The following is an 18,005-nucleotide window of genomic DNA, read 5'->3' on the forward strand; positions in this document are numbered from 1 at the left end:
TTGCTCCGCTGTGGCCCCCACCCTCTACTGCACGACGCCCAGGTCCTCGGCGTCGACGATGCGGTAGGCGTACCCCTGCTCCGCCAGGAACCGCTGGCGGTGGGCCGCGAAGTCCTGGTCCACGGTGTCGCGCGCGACGACGGCGTAGAAGTGCGCCGTCCGGCCGTCGGACTTGGGCCGCATGACGCGGCCGAGACGCTGGGCCTCCTCCTGGCGCGACCCGAACGACCCGGAGACCTGGATCGCGACGGACGCCTCCGGCAGGTCGATGGAGAAGTTCGCGACCTTCGACACGACGAGCCGCGAGATCTCGCCCGAGCGGAACGCGTCGAACAGGCGCTGGCGCTCGCGGACGGTCGTCGCGCCCGTGATGAGCGGCGCGTCGAGGTGGTTCGACAGCTCCTCGAGCTGGTCGAGGTACTGCCCGATGACGAGCACCTGGTCGTCCGGGTGCTGCGCGACGATCTGCTCGACGACCCGGTTCTTGCCCGCGGCCGTGGCGGCGAGGCGGTACTTGTCCTCCGGCTCGGCGACGGCGTACGTCATGCGGTCGGACTCCGGCAGGGTGAGGCGCACCTCGACGCAGTCGGCGGGCGCGATGTACCCCTGCGCCTCGATGTCCTTCCACGGCGCGTCGTACCGCTTGGGCCCGATGAGCGAGAACACCTCGTCCTCCCGGCCGTCCTCGCGCACGAGCGTCGCGGTGAGCCCGAGGCGGCGGCGCGCCTGGAGGTCCGCGGTCATGCGGAAGATCGGCGCGGGCAGCAGGTGCACCTCGTCGTAGACGACGAGGCCCCAGTCGCGGGCGTCGAGCAGCTCGAGGTGCGTGTACACGCCCTTCCGCTTGGTCGTGAGCACCTGGTAGGTCGCGATCGTGACGGGCTTGATCTCCTTGCGCGCGCCGGAGTACTCGCCGATCTCGTCCTCGGTGAGGGTCGTGCGCCGCACGAGCTCGTCGCGCCACTGGCGCGCGCTCACGGTGTTCGTCACGAGGATGAGGGTCGTCGTCCCGGACTTCGCCATCGCGCCCGCGCCGACGATCGTCTTGCCCGCACCGCACGGGAGCACGACGACGCCGCTCCCGCCGTGCCAGAACCCGTCCACCGCCTGCGCCTGGTACGGCCGCATCTCCCAGGGCTTCGGCTCCTCGCCCTCGGCGCGCGGCGGCGTCGTCGGGCTGAGGGCGATGGGGTGCTTCTCGCCGTCGACGTACCCCGCGAGGTCCTCGGCGGGCCAGCCGAGCTTCACGAGGACCTGCTTGAGGTGGCCGCGCTCGGACGGGTGCACGACGACGGTCGTGTCGTCGATCCGGTCGCCCACGAGGCCCGCGGTGCGCTTGGACTTGAGCACCTCGGCGAGGACGGCGCGGTCCGTCGCCTCGAGCACGAGCCCGTGCGTCGGATGCTGCGCGAGAGTGAGCCGCCCGTAGCGGGACATCGTCTCCGCGACGTCGATGAGCAGCGCGTGCGGCACCGGGTAGCGCGAGTACTCGATGAGCGTGTTGACGACCTGCTCGGCGTCGTGCCCGGCGGCCCGCGCGTTCCACAGACCCAGCGGCGTGAGCCGGTACGTGTGGACGTGCTCCGGGGCGCGCTCGAGCTCGGCGAACGGCGCGATCGCCCGGCGCGCGTCGTCGGCGCGCGGGTGGTCCACCTCGAGCAGGAGCGACTTGTCGCTCTGGACGATGAGGGGTCCGTCGGTCATGTGTCTCCTTGCCGAGGTCGAGCCGTGGTGCCCGGGAGGGGCGGTCGTCGGTGGGGTCGCTAGCGCGGCGGGGCGTCGGGCGTGACGGACGCGATGCGGTGCACGGCGACCGTGAGCTCGGCGTCGCGCGCCGGGTCTTGCGCGCGCAGGCGCCCCGCGTCGAGGGTCAGGGGTCGCACGCGGCGCCGGTCCGGCGAGCCCGTCGGCCCGACCACCTCGAGCCAGACCATCGCCCCGTCCGCGATCGCCTCGCGCAGCAGCCCCAACGCCGCGACCGGGTCGCTTGTTCCCTCGGGGCCCGGGTCCGCGGTACGGCCGCCGCCGCCCGCCGCGAGCCCGCGCGACCGGGCGGCACCGTTCCCGGCCTCGCCCGCGCGGCCCGGACCGGCCTGTTCGGCCCCCCGCGCGTCGGCGGCGCGCAGCCGCGCGACGAGGTCGGCGAACCGCTGCTCGCCGGTGCCCGCCGGCTCCTCCGCACGCGCGCCCGACCCCGGGACGACGCCCGTCCGCGAACGCCCCGCCGTGCGCCGACCGACCCGGCCCCGCCGGGCCGACCCCGCGCCGTCGGCCGCGTCGCGGCGCCCCGCCCGTTCCGCGACCAGCACGCGGCCGTCCGGACCCTCGACGACGGACGGCACGCCCCGTGCGCGCAGCACCTCCTGGAGCTCGCCCGCCGGGGCGGACGACACGAGGACGGTCGGCGCGAGGAGGACGAGCCCCAGCCCGCGCAGCGCCGGGTCCTCCGCGATCCCGGCGAGCAGCACCGGGTCCTCCGCACGCACGTACGACGACGCCGTCCCCACGCGCACGCGCCCGTGCCGCCGCGCCGTGTCCCGCACCAGGTACTCGAGCGGCTGGGGGACCGGCGTGCGCGAGTGCGAGGCGAGGTCGGCGAGCAGCTCGTCGGCCGTCGCGCCGCGGTCGAGCGCGCGCAGCACGGACTCGGCGGTGAACCGCACGGTCGTCGCGGCGCCGCGCGACTCGACGTCGGCCGCGACCTCCACGAGCCGTTCCAGCGCCCGGGACGGGCGGCCGGGGACGATGCCGGTGAGGTCGCCCTGGAGCAGGAGGTCGTCGACCTCGGGCGGCAGCACGGCCTCGAACGCCGCGCCCAGGACCGCGGGCTCCGACGACGCCGGGTCGTCGCCGGCGACGAGCGCGCGGCCCGGGGGAGCGAGCACACCCGCGCCCGTCACCCCGAGCAGCGCCGCCTCGCGCAGCAGGCCCGCGACCGCCTGCTCGGGCGGCACGGCGCGCGGCGTGCGCCACCGCAGGACCGCCACCACGTCCGCGGCCGCGAGCGGGCGCCCCGGCGCGAGCGCGAGCACGTCCAGCACCGAGCGGCGCAGCCGCGGCACCCACGGGCGCCACAGCTCCGGGTCCAGCGCGGCGCGCAGCGCCCCCTTCTCGTCGCGGCTCCCCACGAGCCACGGCGTGCGGCGCGAGCGCCACCAGCCGCGCGCGAGCGTCGCCCACCGGTCACCCAGGTCGTCGTCGAGCCAGTCCTCCGCCGCGAGCGTCGGGGCGAACGTCGGCGGGTCGTCGCCGTCGTCCGCGACGAGGCCCGCCGCGGCGGCCAGCTCGACCACCGCGGCCGCCGTCGGGTCGTCGACCTCGAGCGCGACGGCCGCGCGGCGCAGGTCGCGCACGCCGAGCCCGCCCGCGCGCAGGACGCCCGGCGGGTGCTCGGTCCAGAGGGTCACGAGGCGTGCGACGAGCCGCACGGCCTCGATGCCGGCGCTCGCGGACTCGGCGTCCACCGTCGCCGCGGGGAGCTCGCGGACCTCGGGGACGGGCGGCGTCGTGCGCACGTCCTGGTGGGTGCGGCCGCCGCGCAGCGCGAGCCCGACCTCCCGCGGGAGCACGACGTGCCGCTCGTCCGTCGCGCGCAGGTACCCGTGCTCCACGAGCCATTCCGTCGCGCGGCGGGCCGCCGGGTCCGAGCGCGGAGCCAGGCCGACGGGCGGGCCCCAGGCCAGGGCGTCGAGGATCGCGCGCGCACCCGGCGGCGCGTCGTCGGGCAGGTCGCCGTCCGGTGTCGCGCGCGTGCCGTCCTGAGGCCGGGTGCCGGGCGCCCCGCCGCCGGGTGCCGACGCACCGCCCGGCGGTGCGTCGACCGGACCGAGACCGGCGGGGTGCGGGCCGAGCACCTCCGCGATCCCCGGTGCCGGGCGGAACCCGGCTGACCGCGGACCGGGTGACCAGACGAGCGCCCGCTCGTCGAGCTGCCCGAGCGTCGTCGCGACGGTCGTCCTGTCGACGCCCGTCGCGCGCGCCACGGCTGCGGCGGTCGCGGCGGTGCCCACCGAGTCGAGCACCAGGACCGACTCGAGGACGTGCAGCGCGAGCTCGTCCAGCGACGCGAGCGCCCGTTCGAGGCTCGTGCGGTTCATCGCGCGCGCGGCGAGGGAGAGCAGCGTCGAGGGCGACGGCGTCGCGAGGTCCGGACGACGTGCGAGCAGGGCGACCAGCGCGGCGTCGTCGCGCTGGCGCAGCGACTCGCTGTACGTTGGAGCCCGCTCGGGCCGGGAAGAGGCCATCCGTCCGATGCTACGCGTCGGCCGGGTCCCACGAGATCGGTGGTCGCGAGCGAGATCGGCAGTGCCGACCGCCGATCTCGGCAGCGCGTGCCGACGTCGGACCGGAGTGCCGATCTCACACCGGGGGTAGGCGAGGGTCGGGTCGCAGGCCGCGGACGACGTCGACCGGGACGTGCCGGAGCACGCGCGCCACGACGTCCGACGGCCGGTCGCGCGCCGTGACGCGCAGCAGACGGTGCCCCGTGCGCTCGATCGCCTCCTGCCGCAGCTTCTCCCGCACGAGCACGCGCCCGGGATCCTCGTGCGGTGCGACGCCGCCCGGCCCGGTGCGGTACTTCAGGAGGCCGTCGAACTCCAGCAGCAGGCGCCAGCGCGGCCACCCCAGGTCCGCCCGCATCGGGCCGACCTCGGTGCGCAGCGGCACCTGCGTCTCCGGTCGTGGCAGACCGGTCCGCAGGAGGACGTATCTCAGCCAGGTCTCGCGGGCCGACTCCGCGCCCGGGTCCGCGAGCGCGAGCACGTGCCGGGAGCGGCGGGACCCCCGACCGCCGGGCCGTCGGTCGAGGACGGCCGTGACGTCCGAGCGTCGTACCCCTCTCGCCAGCGCCGCGTCCGCGACGACGAGACCGTCGAGCGCAGGCATCGTGCGCAGGCAGTCCGCGACGGTGCGCACGAGCGAGGTCGTCGTGACGCCGAGGACGGTCGCGCGGTCCTCGGCGCCGACCTCGCCGACGTGCCGCGTCACGTCGCGCGCCGCGGAACCCGACCGGCGGTACGGCTGGACCACGTGGGTCGTCGCGGGGAGCTCCCACAGGGGCAGCCCGTGCAGCAGCGCCGCGGACGCGTGGCTGACGACGGGGTCGCAGCGCAGGCCACGGCCGACCGCGCGCGCCCGGTCGACCGCGAGGGTCCGCGCGGCGACGACGGGCGGGACGCCGGGCGGTGGCGCGTCCCGGTAGGCACCGCGCCGCACCCGTTCCCACGCGCCGTCGGCCAGGTGTCGTCGGACGACGTCCGGCAGGTGCTCGTGCGCGAGGTGCAGGGGGTGCTCGGGCTCGGGTCTCGGCATGACGAGCGATCGTGCCGTCCCGCGCGGCGTCGCGGTACGGGGTGTCGGGATCTGTGGACGACGCGAGATCGGCAGCCGTGCCCGACGTCGGCAGTCCCATCCGATATCGGCACGTGCGACTGCCGACCTCGCTTGCGACTGACGACCTCACCCCCGACCGCCGACCTCGCCTGCGACTGCCGACCTCACCCCCGACCGCCGACCTCACCCCCGACCGTCGACCTCACGTGCGGCCGTCGAGCGGGGCGGGCCCGCCGACGGGGTGCTCAGCCGCGGGCGGTGCTGCGGCAGACCTCGGCCCAGGGCGTCGGCTCGATGCCGAAGCGGGCGCGCGCTGCGGTGTCGTCGAGGACGTAGGGGCGCTCCCACTGGTAGGCGAGGTCGCGCAGCTCGCGCAGCAGGGGTGAGAACAGCCCGGCGGCGGCGAGCCCGGCGCCGCGCAGCGAGCGGACCCGGACCGGCGGACGCCCGACGCTCGCGAGGACGTCGGTCAGCGCCTCCCGCTGGGTGCGCGGCGGGTTGCTCGGGGTGTGCCACGTACGACCGAGCGCGCCAGGGTCCGCGGCCGCCGCGACGAGCGTGCGCGCGGCGTCGCGGACGTCGGTGAACGAGTGCGGCTGGTCGGTCCGACCGATCATGGTCACGGCCCGGCCGCGCAGCGCGGTCGGCACGACGCGCGAGACGTGCCCGTTGCTGCCGACCCCGGGCCCGACGAAGTCGGAGCTGCGGACCTCGACGACGCGCGCGCGGCCGGCGCGGTGCGCGGCGAGGGCGTCGGCCCACAGCCGGGTGCGCAGGACTCCCTTGTGGTCGGTCGCGGCGTCCGGCAGGTCCTCGGTCATGGGCCCGTCGACCGGGCCGTAGGGGTAGAGGTTGCCCGTGATCGCGTAGACCGCTCCCGTCCGTTCCGCGGTGGTGAGCAGCGCCGTGGCGAGCGGCGGCCAGACCTTCTCCCACTGGGTGTAGTCGCCGGGGTTGGCGCAGTTGTAGAGCACGGCGGCGCCGTCGGCGACCCGGGTCAGGGCGTCGGCGTCGGAGGCGTCGAGGGCCACGTGCGTGACGCCGTCGACGCCGGTGTCGCGCCCGGACCGGGTCACGACGGTGACGTGCGACCCGCGGGCCGCGAGCTCGGCCGCGACGTGACGCCCGACGGGTCCGGCGCCGACGACGACGTGCCGGTCCGTGGAGGACGGGGTGCTGGGCATGAGGACTCCTTTCCGAGAACAGTGCTCTCGATTCGGGAGCAGCCTGGCACGGAACGTCCCGCAGAGCAAGAGCGCTGCTCTCGTTTGTGGTCAACGCTCTCCTCTGCGAGCCTGGAGGGCATGACGGCACCCCGGACCGCGCGCGCCCTGGCGCGCGAGACCCTGACGCGCGAGATCCTCGACGCCGCCCGGGCGCGGCTGGTGACCGACGGCCCCGCGGCGCTCTCGCTGCGGGCCGTCGCCCGGGACGTCGGCATGGTGTCGTCGGCCGTCTACCGGTACTTCCCCAGCCGCGACGCGCTGCTCACCGCGCTCCTCGTCGAGTGCTACGACGAGCTCGGTGCCGCGGTCGAGACCGCCGAGGCCGCCGTCTCGCGCGACGACCTGCCCGGCAGGTGGCTCGCGGCGTGCCGGGCGCTGCGGGCGTGGTGCGTCCGGCGTCCCGGGGAGTTCGCGCTGCTCTACGGGACGCCCGTCCCCGGGTACGCGGCGCCGCAGGACACGGTCGAGCCCGCGACGCGCGTCGTGCAGGCCCTCGTCCGGATCGTCGCGGACTCGTGGGAGTCCGGCGGGAGCCCCGCCCTCGCGCCGGGGCCGGGCGGCGACGCGGCCGCGCTGGTCGCCCCGGCCCTCGCGTTCGTGAGCGCACGAGGTCTCGTCGGTCCCGACGCCCCGGCCGAGGCCGTCGCGCGCACCCTCATGGCCTGGACCACGCTGTTCGGCACCGTGTCCTTCGAGCTCTTCGGCCACCTGCACCGCACCGTGGCGGACTACGACGACTGGTTCGACGCCGTCGCCCTGCGGGTCGGCGCGGACGCCGGCGCGGTGCCGCGCTCCGCGGCGCCCTGACCGGCGGACGCCGTCGCGTTCCGCGCGGCTCCCTCGCCCCCGCCGCCACCGAGGATGCGGCCATGATGCCGTCCGGCCGGTAACCTGGGGGTTCTGGTTCCTACGAGCACGAACGAGGTTCACGTGCCCACCGGCAAGGTCAAGTGGTTCGACACCGAACGCGGGTTCGGCTTCATCGCCAACGACGACGGCGGCGAGGTCTTCCTGCACGCCTCCGCGCTGCCCGCGGACGCGCCCGCGCCGAAGCCCGGCGCCCGGGTCGACTTCGGCGTCGCGGACGGGCGTCGCGGCCCGCAGGCGCTCGCCGTCACGCTCCTCGACCCGACGCCGTCGGTCGTCAAGGCGAAGCGTCGCTCGGCGGACGAGATGGCGGTCATCGTGGAGGACCTCATCAAGGAGCTCGACGGGATCGGCAACGGCCTCCGCCGCGGCCGGTACCCGGAGAAGGGCAAGGCCACCAAGGTCGCCGCGGTCCTGCGCGCGGTCGCGGACGAGATCGAGGCCTGACGATGGTCGCCGTGGCAGCCGCCGAGGAGCGCGTCCGGGGGGTCTCCGCCCGTGCCGCGCGGGACGCCGTGCTCACGGGCGCGGTCGAGCTCGCGCGCGCCGCGGCCGAGGAGGTCGCGGAGAGCCCGCAGGACGTGGGCGAGCACCTGGGGACGGTCGCCGAGGCGGAACGTCTCATCTCCCACCGGTTCGCGTGCACGATGCGCGGCTACCGCGGGTGGCACTGGACCGTGACGCTGGCCCGCGTGCCGCGCGGGCGCACCGCGACGGTGTGCGAGGTCGAGCTCCTGCCGGGCGACGGCGCGCTGCTCGCGCCCCCGTGGCTCCCGTGGGCCGAGCGCCTGCGCCCGGGCGACGTCGGCCCCGGCGACGTGCTCCCGTTCCGCGCCGACGACCCGCGCCTCGAGCCGGGCTACGTGCCGACGGGCGACGAGGAGCAGGACGCGGTCGCGATCGAGGAGCTCGCGCTCGCACGGGCGCGCGTCCTGTCGCCCCAGGGCCGGGACGAGGCCGCCGAGCGCTGGTACCGCGGCTCGCGCGGCCCGACGGCGCGCGGTGCCGTGGCGTCGGCCGCGGAGTGCGGGTCGTGCGGGTTCCTCGTGCCGCTCCAGGGCAGCCTCGGTCAGGTGTTCGGCGTGTGCGCGAACGCGTGGTCGCCCGACGACGGCAAGGTCGTGAGTCTCGACCACGGCTGCGGCGCGCACTCGGAGACCGACGTCGAGCCGCAGCGCAGCGAGTGGCCGGATCCCGACCCGCTCGTCGACGAGCTCCACGTCGAGATCGTCTCGCTGCTCGAGTCCGCGGCGGCCGGGACCGGCGAGTCCGGGGACGCCGCGCCCGAGCCCGGCGATGCCACGGACGGGACGGCGCCCGAGCCGGGTGCCGCCGAGACGGTGACGGTGACCGAGTCCGTCGTCTCGACGGTCGAGGTGACCGTCGGCACCGACCCCGCCGCCGGGACCGAGGGCGACGGGGCGACGGCCACGGACGACGTCGCCGAGCAGCCCGCCTCCGCCGAGGCAGCGGACCCGGCCGCCGACGCCGCTCCGGACGAGCCGCAGGAGTGACGGACGACATCTTCGGGACGGCCGCGCTGCGCCGTGCGGTCCTGGAGGCGTGGCGGTCCTCGCCGACGCGCCTGCGCGAGGACGCCAACACCGAGGAGGACCACGCCCACGGGTCGTACCGGGGGCGTGTCGTCGTCGAGCTCGCGCAGAACGCGGCGGACGCGGCGGCGCGGGCCGGGGTCCCCGGACGGCTGCGCCTGAGCCTGCACGCGCCGTCGGGCACGACCGGTCCGGACGCGGGGTCCTGGGTCCTGCGTGCGGCGAACACGGGCGAGCCCCTCGACGCCGCGGGGGTCGCGTCGCTCGTGGCGATGCGGGCGTCGGCGACGGGCGGTGCCCGGACCGGGGGCGCGGCGCGCACGGTCGGCCGGTTCGGCGTGGGCTTCGCGGCCGTCCGCTCGGTCGCGGACCGCGTGCGCATCGGCACGGGCGACCGCGCCGTGGAGCTCTCGCTCGACCGGACGCGCGACGCGCTGCGCGAGGTCGTCGCCGACCGGCCCGACCTCGCGGCCGAGGTGGCGCGCCGCGCGGACCGGCTCCCCGTGCTGCGCCTGCCGTTCCCCACGCACGTCGACGTGCCGGAGGGGTACGACACGGTCGTCGAGGTCGCGCTGCGCGACGCGGACGCCGTTGCCGCGGTCCGCGCCGAGCTCGACGCGGTGGGCGACCCCCTGCTGCTCGCGCTGCCCGCGCTCGTCGAGGTCGTCGTGGTCGACGCCGCGGGGTCCGAGCGCCGGGTCGCGGACGTCGACGACCGGTGGACGGTCCTGCGGCGCGAGGGCGCGCTGGACCCGGCGCTGCTCGCCGACCGCCCGGTCGAGGAGCGTGCGACGACCCGGTGGTCCGTCACGTGGGCGCTGCCCCACGAGCCCGCCGGCCCGGACGTCCTCCACGCGCCGACCCCGACCGACGAGCGCCTCACGTTCCCGGCGCTGCTGCTCGCGACGTTCCCGCTCGACCCGGCGCGGCGCCACGTGCCGCCGGGGCCGGTGACGGCGCACGTCGCCCGCGCGGCCGGGGCCGCGTACGCGGAGCTCCTGGGCGCGCTCGCGCCCGCGCGCGGCGTCGACGTGCTCGCGCTCGTGCCGACGGGTCTCCCGGCGAGCGCGGTCGACGCCGCGGTCCGGGACGCCGCGGAGGCGGCGCTCGCCCGCACGCCCCTCCTGCCGCTCGACGCGCCACCCGACGAGCCGTCCGGCGCGCCCGAGGTGCCGGACGACGCGGCGCTCGACCCGGAGGCGGTCGGGGAGGGCGGCCGCGCCGCCGCGCACGGCCTGGTCACGCCCGCGGAGGCGCGCGTGCTCGCGGGGGACGTCGGCGACGCGCGCGTGCGCTCCGCCCTCGGCGTCGCGCACCTCGTGGACGTCCCCGGGCCGCTGCGCGCCGTCGCGCGGTCCCTGGGCGCGCAGGTCGTGGACCTCGCCGACGTCGTGGACGAGCTCCCGCTCGTCGCGGACCCGGCGCGGTGGCGCTCGCTGTACGAGGCGCTCGCGCCGCACGCGGGCGACCGGACGGTCGTCGAGGCGCTCGGTGCGCTGCCCGTCCCGCTCGTCGACGGGCGCGTGGTGCGCGGCGCGCGCGGTCTCGTGCTGCTCGACGTCGCGGCGCAGGACGCCGCGCTCGACGCCCGCGACGTGGCCGGACTCGGCCTGCGTGTCGTCGACCCGCGCGCGGCCCACCCGTTGCTCGAGCGGCTCGGGGCGCGCGCGACGGACCTGCGCAGCGTCCTCGCCGACGCGGCGGTGCGCGAGCGCGTCCTCGCCGCTGCCGACGCGGTCGACGCGGACGACGACCCTGCCGCGGAGGTGGAGCGCCTGCTCGCGCTCGTCGCCGCGTCCGCGCGCGCGACGGGCGCGGAGCCGGGCGGCCTGCCGTTCTGGTGGGGCGAGCTGCCGCTCCCGACGGCGGACGGCGGCTGGGCGCCCGCGCGCGCCTGCGTGCTTGCGGGGACGTGGGCCGGCGACGTGCTCGACGGCCTCGACGAGGTGGACGCCGACGCCGCGAGCCGCTGGGGGGCGGACGTGCTGCGCGCGGTGGGGGCGGCCGCCGAGCCCACGGTGCTGCGCGTGCGCGACGTCCTCACGCCGCCGTCCGCGGACGACGAGCCCGACCTCGACCCGCACGCGCCCGAGGGGTGGCTCTCCGACTGGGCGGGCTACCTCGCGTACCTGGCGACGGTGCTCGGGCCCGAGGCCTACGTCGGCGACGTGCTCGCGGTCGCGGACCTGGACGCCGTGGCCGACGACGCGTGGCCCGGGGTGCTCGCGCGCGTCGCCGCGGACCGGGAGACGCGCGAGGCGCTGCTCGCGCCCGTCCGTGCCGAGGGCGGATCGGCCGCGACGGCGCTCTCCTACACGGCGTGGTGGCTGCGCGAGGAGCTCGGCGGGCCGTTCGCGCTCGCGCAGGACGCGCCGACCGTCCCGTTCCTGCGGCCCGCACCGCCCGAGGTGACCGGCCTCGACGACGAGGTGCTGTCCGCGCTCGGCGGGGTCCGGGACCTCGCGGACCTCGACGGCGACACGTGGGTCGAGGTGCTCGACGACCTCCCCGCCGTCGGGGAGGCGGTCGACGCGCGCGCGGCCGTCGCGCTGTGGCGCGCGCTCGGCGTCCTCGCGGCGCGGGGCGAGCGCCTGGACCCGGCGCCCGACCGGGTGCCGGCGCTCCGCGGCGGCGCGGTCGTGGTGGTGGCCGCGGACGACGCCGCGGTCGCCCCGGACCCGATGTGGGCTCCTGTGCGCCCGGTCGTCCCGGCGTCACCGGCGCTCGTCGAGGACGTCGCCGACCTCCTCGACGTCGCGACGGTCCCCGTCGCCGCGCCCGGTCCGGACGAGCCCGGGCGGCGCGTCGGGGTGCCGGCCGCGGTCGTCGAAGTCCTCGGGGGCGGCGCGCCGCGCACCTGGGAGCGGCACGACGACCTGCGCGTCGGAGGGGCGGCGGTCACGTGGTGGGTCGAGCGCGAGGTGCACGCGGCCCCGGTCGTGCACGCGACCGACCCGGCGGGGCTCGCGGCGGGGCTCGCCGTCGCGGCGGGCCGCTACGGCGCGCGGCACGTGGTCGAGGAGGTCCTGCGCGCGCCTCAGGCCGTGGAGGCTGTGCTCGCGCGGACCGCCTGGGACGACGCTCAGTCGTCGGACGTCGCCCGGTAACGGGTCCGGTTGCGGCGTTCCCACGCCAGCCCGAGGAGGCCGAGCACGAGTCCCGCGGCGCACGTGGCGACGGCCCGCGGGCCGAGCGCGCCCGTGGCGAGCAGGACCGCGCACACGACGAGCGCGGCCGCCCAGAGCCCCATGCCGACGAGGATGACGACGCGCAGGTCGACGCGCCACGGCGCGGGGTCCGGGCGTCGGCGGTCGGGGTGGAGCAGGAGCGTCACGAACGAGGGCACGAGGGCATCGTAGCGAGGCCCGGATTTTTCACCCGCTCCCCGTTGTCACGGCTGTGACCTGCGTCGCTTCTCCTCCTGGTGTGAGCACACGTCGGGTCCTCCCGCAACCGCACGCTAGGATGCATGCGCCGCGCTGCGGGCTCTCGCACGTGGTCACCTGTCCAGGTCCTCGCGCTCCACGCAGTGCCGCGTTTCGCACGCAGAGCTTCCGCGGGTGCTCGGGCGCCGTCCGGAGAACGCGATATCTGGACACCCGTCCAATGTTTTTCCCGGGCAACGGACCTGGGCCCGAGAACCGCAGGATTCCGCGGGTCGTGGCCATCCTGGGTAGCGCGGACCGACGCGTCGTCTCACCCGGGTGAAACCCATCAACAGGTCTCGTTATCGCCGATTCTCGACCCTAGGATGAGTCGCCATGCAGGGTGTGGAACCAACCGGAGGTGGACGCATGTCCCACAGCGTCACCGAGGACGCCAGGCGTGGCCTGCGCACCCTTCTCACCAGCTCTCCCGCCGCCCGGGTCCGGGCCGCGCGCGCCGCGTTCGCCGCGCAGGGCTGGGAGGTCGCGTACCGTCGCCGGCTCGCCCTGACCGACACCGCGGTGATCGTCGTCGCCGTGCTCGTCGCCTACTTCCTGCGCTGGGACCAGTTCCTCAACGAGCCCGTCCGCGAGGCACGCGTCCCGTACGTGGTGCTGAGCCTTCTCGTCGGCGTCGCGTGGTCGGTGTCGCTCGTCGCGAGCCGGTCGCGCGACCCGCGGGTCATGGGCAGCGGGCCCACCGAGTACCACCGCGTCTTCGACGGGTCGTGGCGGCTCTTCGCGATCCTCGCCGTGCTCGCCTTCCTCTTCCGGTTCCCGGAGGCGCGCGGCTACCTCGCGTTCGCGTTCCCCCTCGGCCTGGGTGGGCTCCTCCTCGGCCGGTACGCCTGGCGTCAGTGGCTGCACGGTCAGCGTGCGCGCGGCCGCATGCGCTCGGCCGTCCTCGCCATCGGGCACCGCGACCAGGCCGAGCGCCTCATCCGGGACCTCAACGGGCGCGACGAGTCGGGCTACCGCGTCGTCGGCGTGTGCGTCCCGTCGGGCGGGTTCGGTGCCGACGAGGAGATCCGCGGGGTCCCCGTCCTCGGCGAGCTGCGGCACGCGGGCGAGGTGGCGACGCGGGTCGGCGCCGACGTCGTCGCGGTGTCCGGATCGGACGCCATCACGGCCGAGGTCGTGCGCCGCCTGGGCTGGGAGCTCGAGCCGTACGGCGTCGACCTCATGCTCACCGCGGAGCTCGCGGACGTCGCGGGGCCGCGCATCACCATCACCCCGGCGGAGAGCGTCTCGCTGCTGCACGTGGACGCCCCGCGCTTCACCGGGCCGAAGTTCGCGGTGAAGTCGGTCGTCGACTGGGCCGGCGCGTTCCTCGTCACGCTCGCCGCGCTGCCGGTGCTCGTGATCGTCGCGCTCGCGGTCCGGTGCACGAGCCGCGGCCCGGTCCTGTTCCGTCAGGAGCGCGTCGGCCGCAACGGCCGCACGTTCTCCATGTACAAGTTCCGCTCGATGCGCGTGGGGGCGGACCGCGAGGTCCAGCAGCTCGCCGAGCGCAACGAGGGCGCGGGGCCGCTGTTCAAGATGCGCGACGACCCGCGCGTCACGCCCGTCGGCCGCGTGCTGCGCCGCTACTCGCTGGACGAGCTGCCGCAGCTCTTCAACGTCCTGCGCGGCGACATGAGCCTCGTCGGTCCGCGGCCGCCGCTGCCGAGCGAGGTCCAGAAGTACGAGAAGAAGGTCCGCCGGCGGCTCCTCGTGAAGCCGGGTCTCACGGGCCTGTGGCAGGTCGGCGGACGGTCGGACCTGTCGTGGGAGGAGAGCGTCCGCCTCGACGTCTACTACGTCGAGAACTGGACGATGTTCGGCGACTTCCTCATCCTCGCGCGCACCGCGCGCGCGGTGTTCGGCGGATCCGGGGCCTACTGAGGCCGGCCGAGGGTGCGGAACCGGTGGGAGGAGGTGCGCCGTGCGGGTCTCGGTCTCGGGATGCGGTCGTCGGGGCGTCCTCCACGCCGCGTGCCTCGCGGCGGCGGGTCATGAGGTCGTCCTCCACGACACGGACGCCCGCGCGCTCGACGCGCTCCGCACCGGCCTGACCACCGCCGAGCCGCGGCTCCACCGACTCCTCGCGCTGGGCCTCGTGAGCGGACGCCTGCGCCCCACGACCGACCGGACGGCGGTCGCCGGGGCGCGGGTACACCTCCTGTGCGTCGGCGCGGGCGCGGGCCTCGACGGCGCGTCGCGCGTGGCGGCGCTCCGCGACGCGCTCGACGACCTCGCGCCGCACCTCGGCCCGGGCGAGCTCGTCGTGGGACGGGCGCGCGTCCCCGCCGGCACGGCCGAGCGGCTCGCGGCGGGACTCGCCGCCGACGGCGTCCGCGCGACCGTCGCCTGGGTGCCCGACGAGCACCGGCCGGGGCACGCGGTCGTCGACCTCCTGCGGCCGGCCCGCCTCGTGCACGGCGTGCCGGACGGCCCGGCGGGGGAGCGCGCGAGCGCGATCCTCGACGCGCTCCACGCCGTCCAGCTCGCGACGGGTGCGCCCCGGTTCGTCACCGATCTTGCGACCGCGGAGGACCTGGGCCACGGCCACGGGACGCCGCGCCCGGGCGACGCGGTGCTCGCGGGCGCGGACGACGGCGACGCGCGGGGCGTGGTGTCGAGCACACCCGGGGTGCCGCTCGCCGCCGTCGGCGCCGCCTGACGTGGGCAGACGCCCTCGCGCGCCGCACGCCGGAGTGCGGGCGTTTACGTGGCGGTGACACGGTTCTGGCAGCATTCTCCCCATGTCCACCCCCACCTCCGTCCACGAGGACGAGCAGGCGCCGCCCCCTGCGACCGGCGCGATCGACCGCTTCTTCAAGATCACCGAGCGCGGCTCGACGATCGGCACCGAGATCCGTGGCGGTCTCGTCACGTTCTTCGCGATGGCGTACATCGTCGTGCTGAACCCGCTGATCATCGGGACCGTCCAGGACGGCACCGGCCAGTTCCTCGGCGGGGGTGACGCGCCCGACTTCGGCAAGATCGCGGCGGCCACCGCGCTCGTCGCGGGCGTCATGACGATCGCCATGGGCGTGTTCGCGAACTTCCCGCTCGGCCTGGCCGCCGGGCTCGGCCTCAACGCGGTCGTCGCGTACTCGATCGCCTCGCTCCCCGGCGTCACGTGGGCCGACGCGATGGGCCTCGTGGTCATCGAGGGCCTCATCATCCTGCTGCTCGTGCTCACCGGCTTCCGCGAGGCGGTCTTCCGCGCGGTCCCCGTCGAGCTCAAGACGGCGATCAGCGTGGGCATCGGCCTCTTCATCGCGCTCATCGGCCTCGTCAACGCCGGCTTCGTCACCGCGGGCAGCGGCACGCTCCTCGCGCTCGGCAACCTCGGCACGTGGCCGATCCTCGTGTTCGTCGTCGGCCTCGTGCTGACGATCGTGCTGTGGGTCCGCAAGGTCAAGGGCGCGCTGCTCGTCGCGATCCTCACGGCGACCGCGCTCGCCGTCGCGCTGGAGAACACCCTCCACATCGGCGCCAAGGCGCCCGACGGCTCGAACCCGAACGGCTTCAACCTCAACGCCCCGACGTTCGACGGCGTCGTGCAGGTCCCGGACTTCGGCCTCCTCGGCCAGTTCTCGCTCCTGGGCTCGTTCCAGAACATCGCGACCGTCACCGTGATCCTGCTGGTGTTCTCGCTGCTGCTCGCGGACTTCTTCGACACGATGGGCACCATGGTCGCCGTCGGCGCCGAGGCGCGGCTCAACGACGCCGAGGGCGTCCCGCCGCGCTCGCGCGCCATCCTCGTCGTCGACTCGATCGCCGCCGCCGCGGGAGGTGCGGGCTCGGTGTCGTCGAACACGAGCTTCGTCGAGTCCACGACCGGCGCGGGCGAGGGCGCGCGCACGGGTCTCGCGTCCGTCGTCACGGGAGTCGCGTTCCTCCTCGCGACGTTCCTGTCGCCGCTCGTCGCGCTCGTGCCCTACGAGGCGGCCGCGCCCGCGCTCGTCTTCGTCGGGTTCCTCATGATGACGCAGATCGCCGGCATCTCGTGGAAGAACGTCGAGATCGCCATCCCGGCGTTCCTCACGATCATCGTCATGCCGTTCACGTACTCCATCGCGGACGGCATCGGCGCGGGCTTCCTCGCGTTCGTCGTCATCAAGCTCGCGCTCGGCAAGGTCCGTGCGATCCACCCGCTCATGTGGGTCGCGTCGGTGATGTTCCTCGTCTACTTCCTCCTCGGCCCGATCCGGGAGGTCCTGGGCCTCTAGGCTCGGCACATGACGAGCGAGGCGGACGAGCGTGGCGAGCCGACCGGCGCACCGGCGTCGGTCGACGTCTCCGCCGCGGCTCGTCCGCCCGCGTTCTACCGGCTGGAGAACACCGTCCAGCCGTACGACTGGGGCTCGACGTCGGCCATCCAGGGCCTCCTGGGGGTGGAACCGGACGGCCGTCCGGCGGCCGAGCTCTGGATGGGCGCGCACCCGCTCGCGCCGTCGCGCGTCGTGCCCGACGGCGCGCTGCGCCCCGGCGAGGGCGCGCCCTCCGGCGCCGGTCCGGGCACGCTCGTCGACCTCGTGCGCACGGACCCGGTGCGGGTCCTGGGGCAGCGGGTGCTCGACCAGTACGGCCCGCGCCTCCCGTTCCTCCTCAAGGTGCTCGCCGCCGAGCGCGCGCTCTCGCTCCAGGTGCACCCGCGCCCGCACCTCGCGCGCGCAGGGTTCAACCGCGAGAACCGGGAGGGCGTCGCGCGCGACTCGCCGCTGCGCAGCTTCCACGACGACCAGCACAAGCCCGAGATGGTCGTCGCGCTGACGCGCTTCGAGGGGCTCTCGGGCTTCCGGCGGCCCCGGCGCATCCTCGAGCTGCTCGACGGGCTCGACGGCGGGCTCGTCGCCCGGATGCGGGCGGCGCTCGAGGCACGCCCGACGGAGGCGGGCGTCCGCGAGGCGTTCACGCTCGCGCTGCACGCGCGCTCCGAGCCCGACCTCGCGGCCGACCTCGCGCGGACCGTCGCGTCCGTGCGGGCGCGCGCCGAGCGCGGGCCGGACGACGGCGGCCGGGGACGGTCGTCGCGCCGCGCGGACACGACGGTCCTGGCGCTCGCCGAGCAGCACCCGGGCGACCCGGGCGCCGTCGTCTCGCTCATGCTCAACCGCGTGACCCTCGCGCCCGGCGAGTCGATGTTCGTCCCGTCGGGGCACGTGCACGCCTACCTGTCCGGGTGCGCGGTCGAGATCATGGCGAGCTCGGACAACGTGCTGCGCGCCGGGCTCACGCGCAAGCTCGTCGACGTCGACGCGCTGCTCGAGTGCGCGACGTGCACGCCCGGGCCCGCCGCCCGCCCGCGGGTCGTCGACGACGGCACGGGGCTCACGACCTACCGCCCGCCCGTCGCGGAGTTCGCGCTGCGCGCGGGGCGGGTGGCGGGCGACGAGGCCGTGCCCCTGCCCGACGCCGGCCCGCGCGTCGTGCTGTGCCTCGACGGCTCCGTGTCGCTCGCCGGGGCCGACCACGGTGCGTCGGTCCGGACCGTCCTGGCACGCGGCGAGTCGGTGTTCGTGCCCCACGCGACGGGTGCGGTCGCCGTGCGCGGCGAGGGCCGCGTCGTCGTCGCCTACGTGCCCTGACGGCGCCCGCGGCCGCCCACC

General features: G+C 76.3%; 13 protein-coding genes. 8 read left to right on the forward strand and 5 right to left on the reverse strand.

Features of this window, described 5'->3' with window-relative positions; all coding sequences use genetic code 11:
• Positions 1 to 24 precede the first annotated feature (24 nt).
• The 4 genes from GYH36_RS00885 to GYH36_RS00900 form a co-directional block, all read right to left on the reverse strand.
• Positions 25 to 1,704 carry a DNA repair helicase XPB gene (locus GYH36_RS00885; protein ID WP_162288832.1) on the reverse strand — a complete coding sequence of 560 codons (1,680 nt, stop codon included), beginning with the start codon at positions 1,702 to 1,704 and terminating at the stop codon, positions 25 to 27.
• A 59-nt stretch (positions 1,705 to 1,763) separates the two neighbouring features.
• Positions 1,764 to 4,244: a helicase-associated domain-containing protein gene (locus tag GYH36_RS00890; protein WP_162288833.1), complete on the reverse strand. Its 2,481-nt coding sequence runs from the start codon at positions 4,242 to 4,244 to the stop codon at positions 1,764 to 1,766.
• A gap of 115 nt (positions 4,245 to 4,359) precedes the next feature.
• Positions 4,360 to 5,313 (reverse strand): hypothetical protein, encoded by a 954-nt coding sequence (locus tag GYH36_RS00895; protein ID WP_162288834.1) that lies wholly within the window; start codon positions 5,311 to 5,313, stop codon positions 4,360 to 4,362.
• A 266-nt stretch (positions 5,314 to 5,579) separates the two neighbouring features.
• On the reverse strand, positions 5,580 to 6,518 hold the full coding sequence (locus GYH36_RS00900; RefSeq protein WP_162288835.1) for an NAD-dependent epimerase/dehydratase family protein: 939 nt from the start codon (positions 6,516 to 6,518) through the stop codon (positions 5,580 to 5,582).
• A 120-nt stretch (positions 6,519 to 6,638) separates the two neighbouring features.
• Here GYH36_RS00900 and GYH36_RS00905 point away from each other — a divergent pair, with 120 nt between their 5' ends.
• The 4 genes from GYH36_RS00905 (at position 6,639) to GYH36_RS00920 (ending at position 12,087) form a co-directional block, all read left to right on the forward strand.
• Positions 6,639 to 7,367, forward strand: a complete 729-nt coding sequence (locus GYH36_RS00905; protein WP_162288836.1) for a TetR/AcrR family transcriptional regulator — start codon at positions 6,639 to 6,641, stop codon at positions 7,365 to 7,367.
• A gap of 123 nt (positions 7,368 to 7,490) precedes the next feature.
• Positions 7,491 to 7,874, forward strand: a complete 384-nt coding sequence (locus GYH36_RS00910; protein WP_024841985.1) for a cold-shock protein — start codon at positions 7,491 to 7,493, stop codon at positions 7,872 to 7,874.
• A gap of 2 nt (positions 7,875 to 7,876) precedes the next feature.
• Positions 7,877 to 8,941, forward strand: a complete 1,065-nt coding sequence (locus GYH36_RS00915; protein WP_115943162.1) for a DUF3027 domain-containing protein — start codon at positions 7,877 to 7,879, stop codon at positions 8,939 to 8,941.
• Positions 8,938 to 12,087, forward strand: coding sequence for a sacsin N-terminal ATP-binding-like domain-containing protein (locus GYH36_RS00920; RefSeq protein WP_203231453.1), 3,150 nt, complete (start codon positions 8,938 to 8,940; stop codon positions 12,085 to 12,087). Before GYH36_RS00915 ends, GYH36_RS00920 begins: the two co-directional genes overlap by 4 nt.
• Here GYH36_RS00920 and GYH36_RS00925 read toward each other — a convergent pair.
• Complete coding sequence (locus GYH36_RS00925; protein WP_162288837.1) at positions 12,063 to 12,326, reverse strand: DUF2530 domain-containing protein; 264 nt, start codon at positions 12,324 to 12,326, stop codon at positions 12,063 to 12,065. The genes GYH36_RS00920 and GYH36_RS00925 overlap by 25 nt on opposite strands.
• 448 nt (positions 12,327 to 12,774) lie before the next feature.
• On the opposite strand from GYH36_RS00925, the gene GYH36_RS00930 reads away from it, so the two are divergent.
• The 4 genes from GYH36_RS00930 to manA all read left to right on the forward strand — a co-directional run bounded on the left by GYH36_RS00930 (position 12,775) and on the right by manA (position 17,984).
• Entirely contained in the window at positions 12,775 to 14,289 is a 1,515-nt protein-coding gene (locus GYH36_RS00930) for a sugar transferase (RefSeq protein WP_024841989.1), read from the forward strand.
• Between the two features lie 40 nt (positions 14,290 to 14,329).
• Positions 14,330 to 15,067, forward strand: a complete 738-nt coding sequence (locus GYH36_RS00935) for a hypothetical protein (protein ID WP_162288838.1) — start codon at positions 14,330 to 14,332, stop codon at positions 15,065 to 15,067.
• 82 nt (positions 15,068 to 15,149) lie between these two features.
• Positions 15,150 to 16,625, forward strand: a complete 1,476-nt coding sequence (locus tag GYH36_RS00940; protein WP_024841991.1) for an NCS2 family permease — start codon at positions 15,150 to 15,152, stop codon at positions 16,623 to 16,625.
• A gap of 9 nt (positions 16,626 to 16,634) precedes the next feature.
• On the forward strand, positions 16,635 to 17,984 hold the full coding sequence (gene manA, locus GYH36_RS00945; protein ID WP_162288839.1) for a mannose-6-phosphate isomerase, class I: 1,350 nt from the start codon (positions 16,635 to 16,637) through the stop codon (positions 17,982 to 17,984).
• Positions 17,985 to 18,005 lie beyond the last annotated feature (21 nt).

This window comes from Cellulosimicrobium composti, from assembly GCF_010287905.1.
GTDB lineage: Bacteria > Actinomycetota > Actinomycetes > Actinomycetales > Cellulomonadaceae > Cellulosimicrobium > Cellulosimicrobium composti.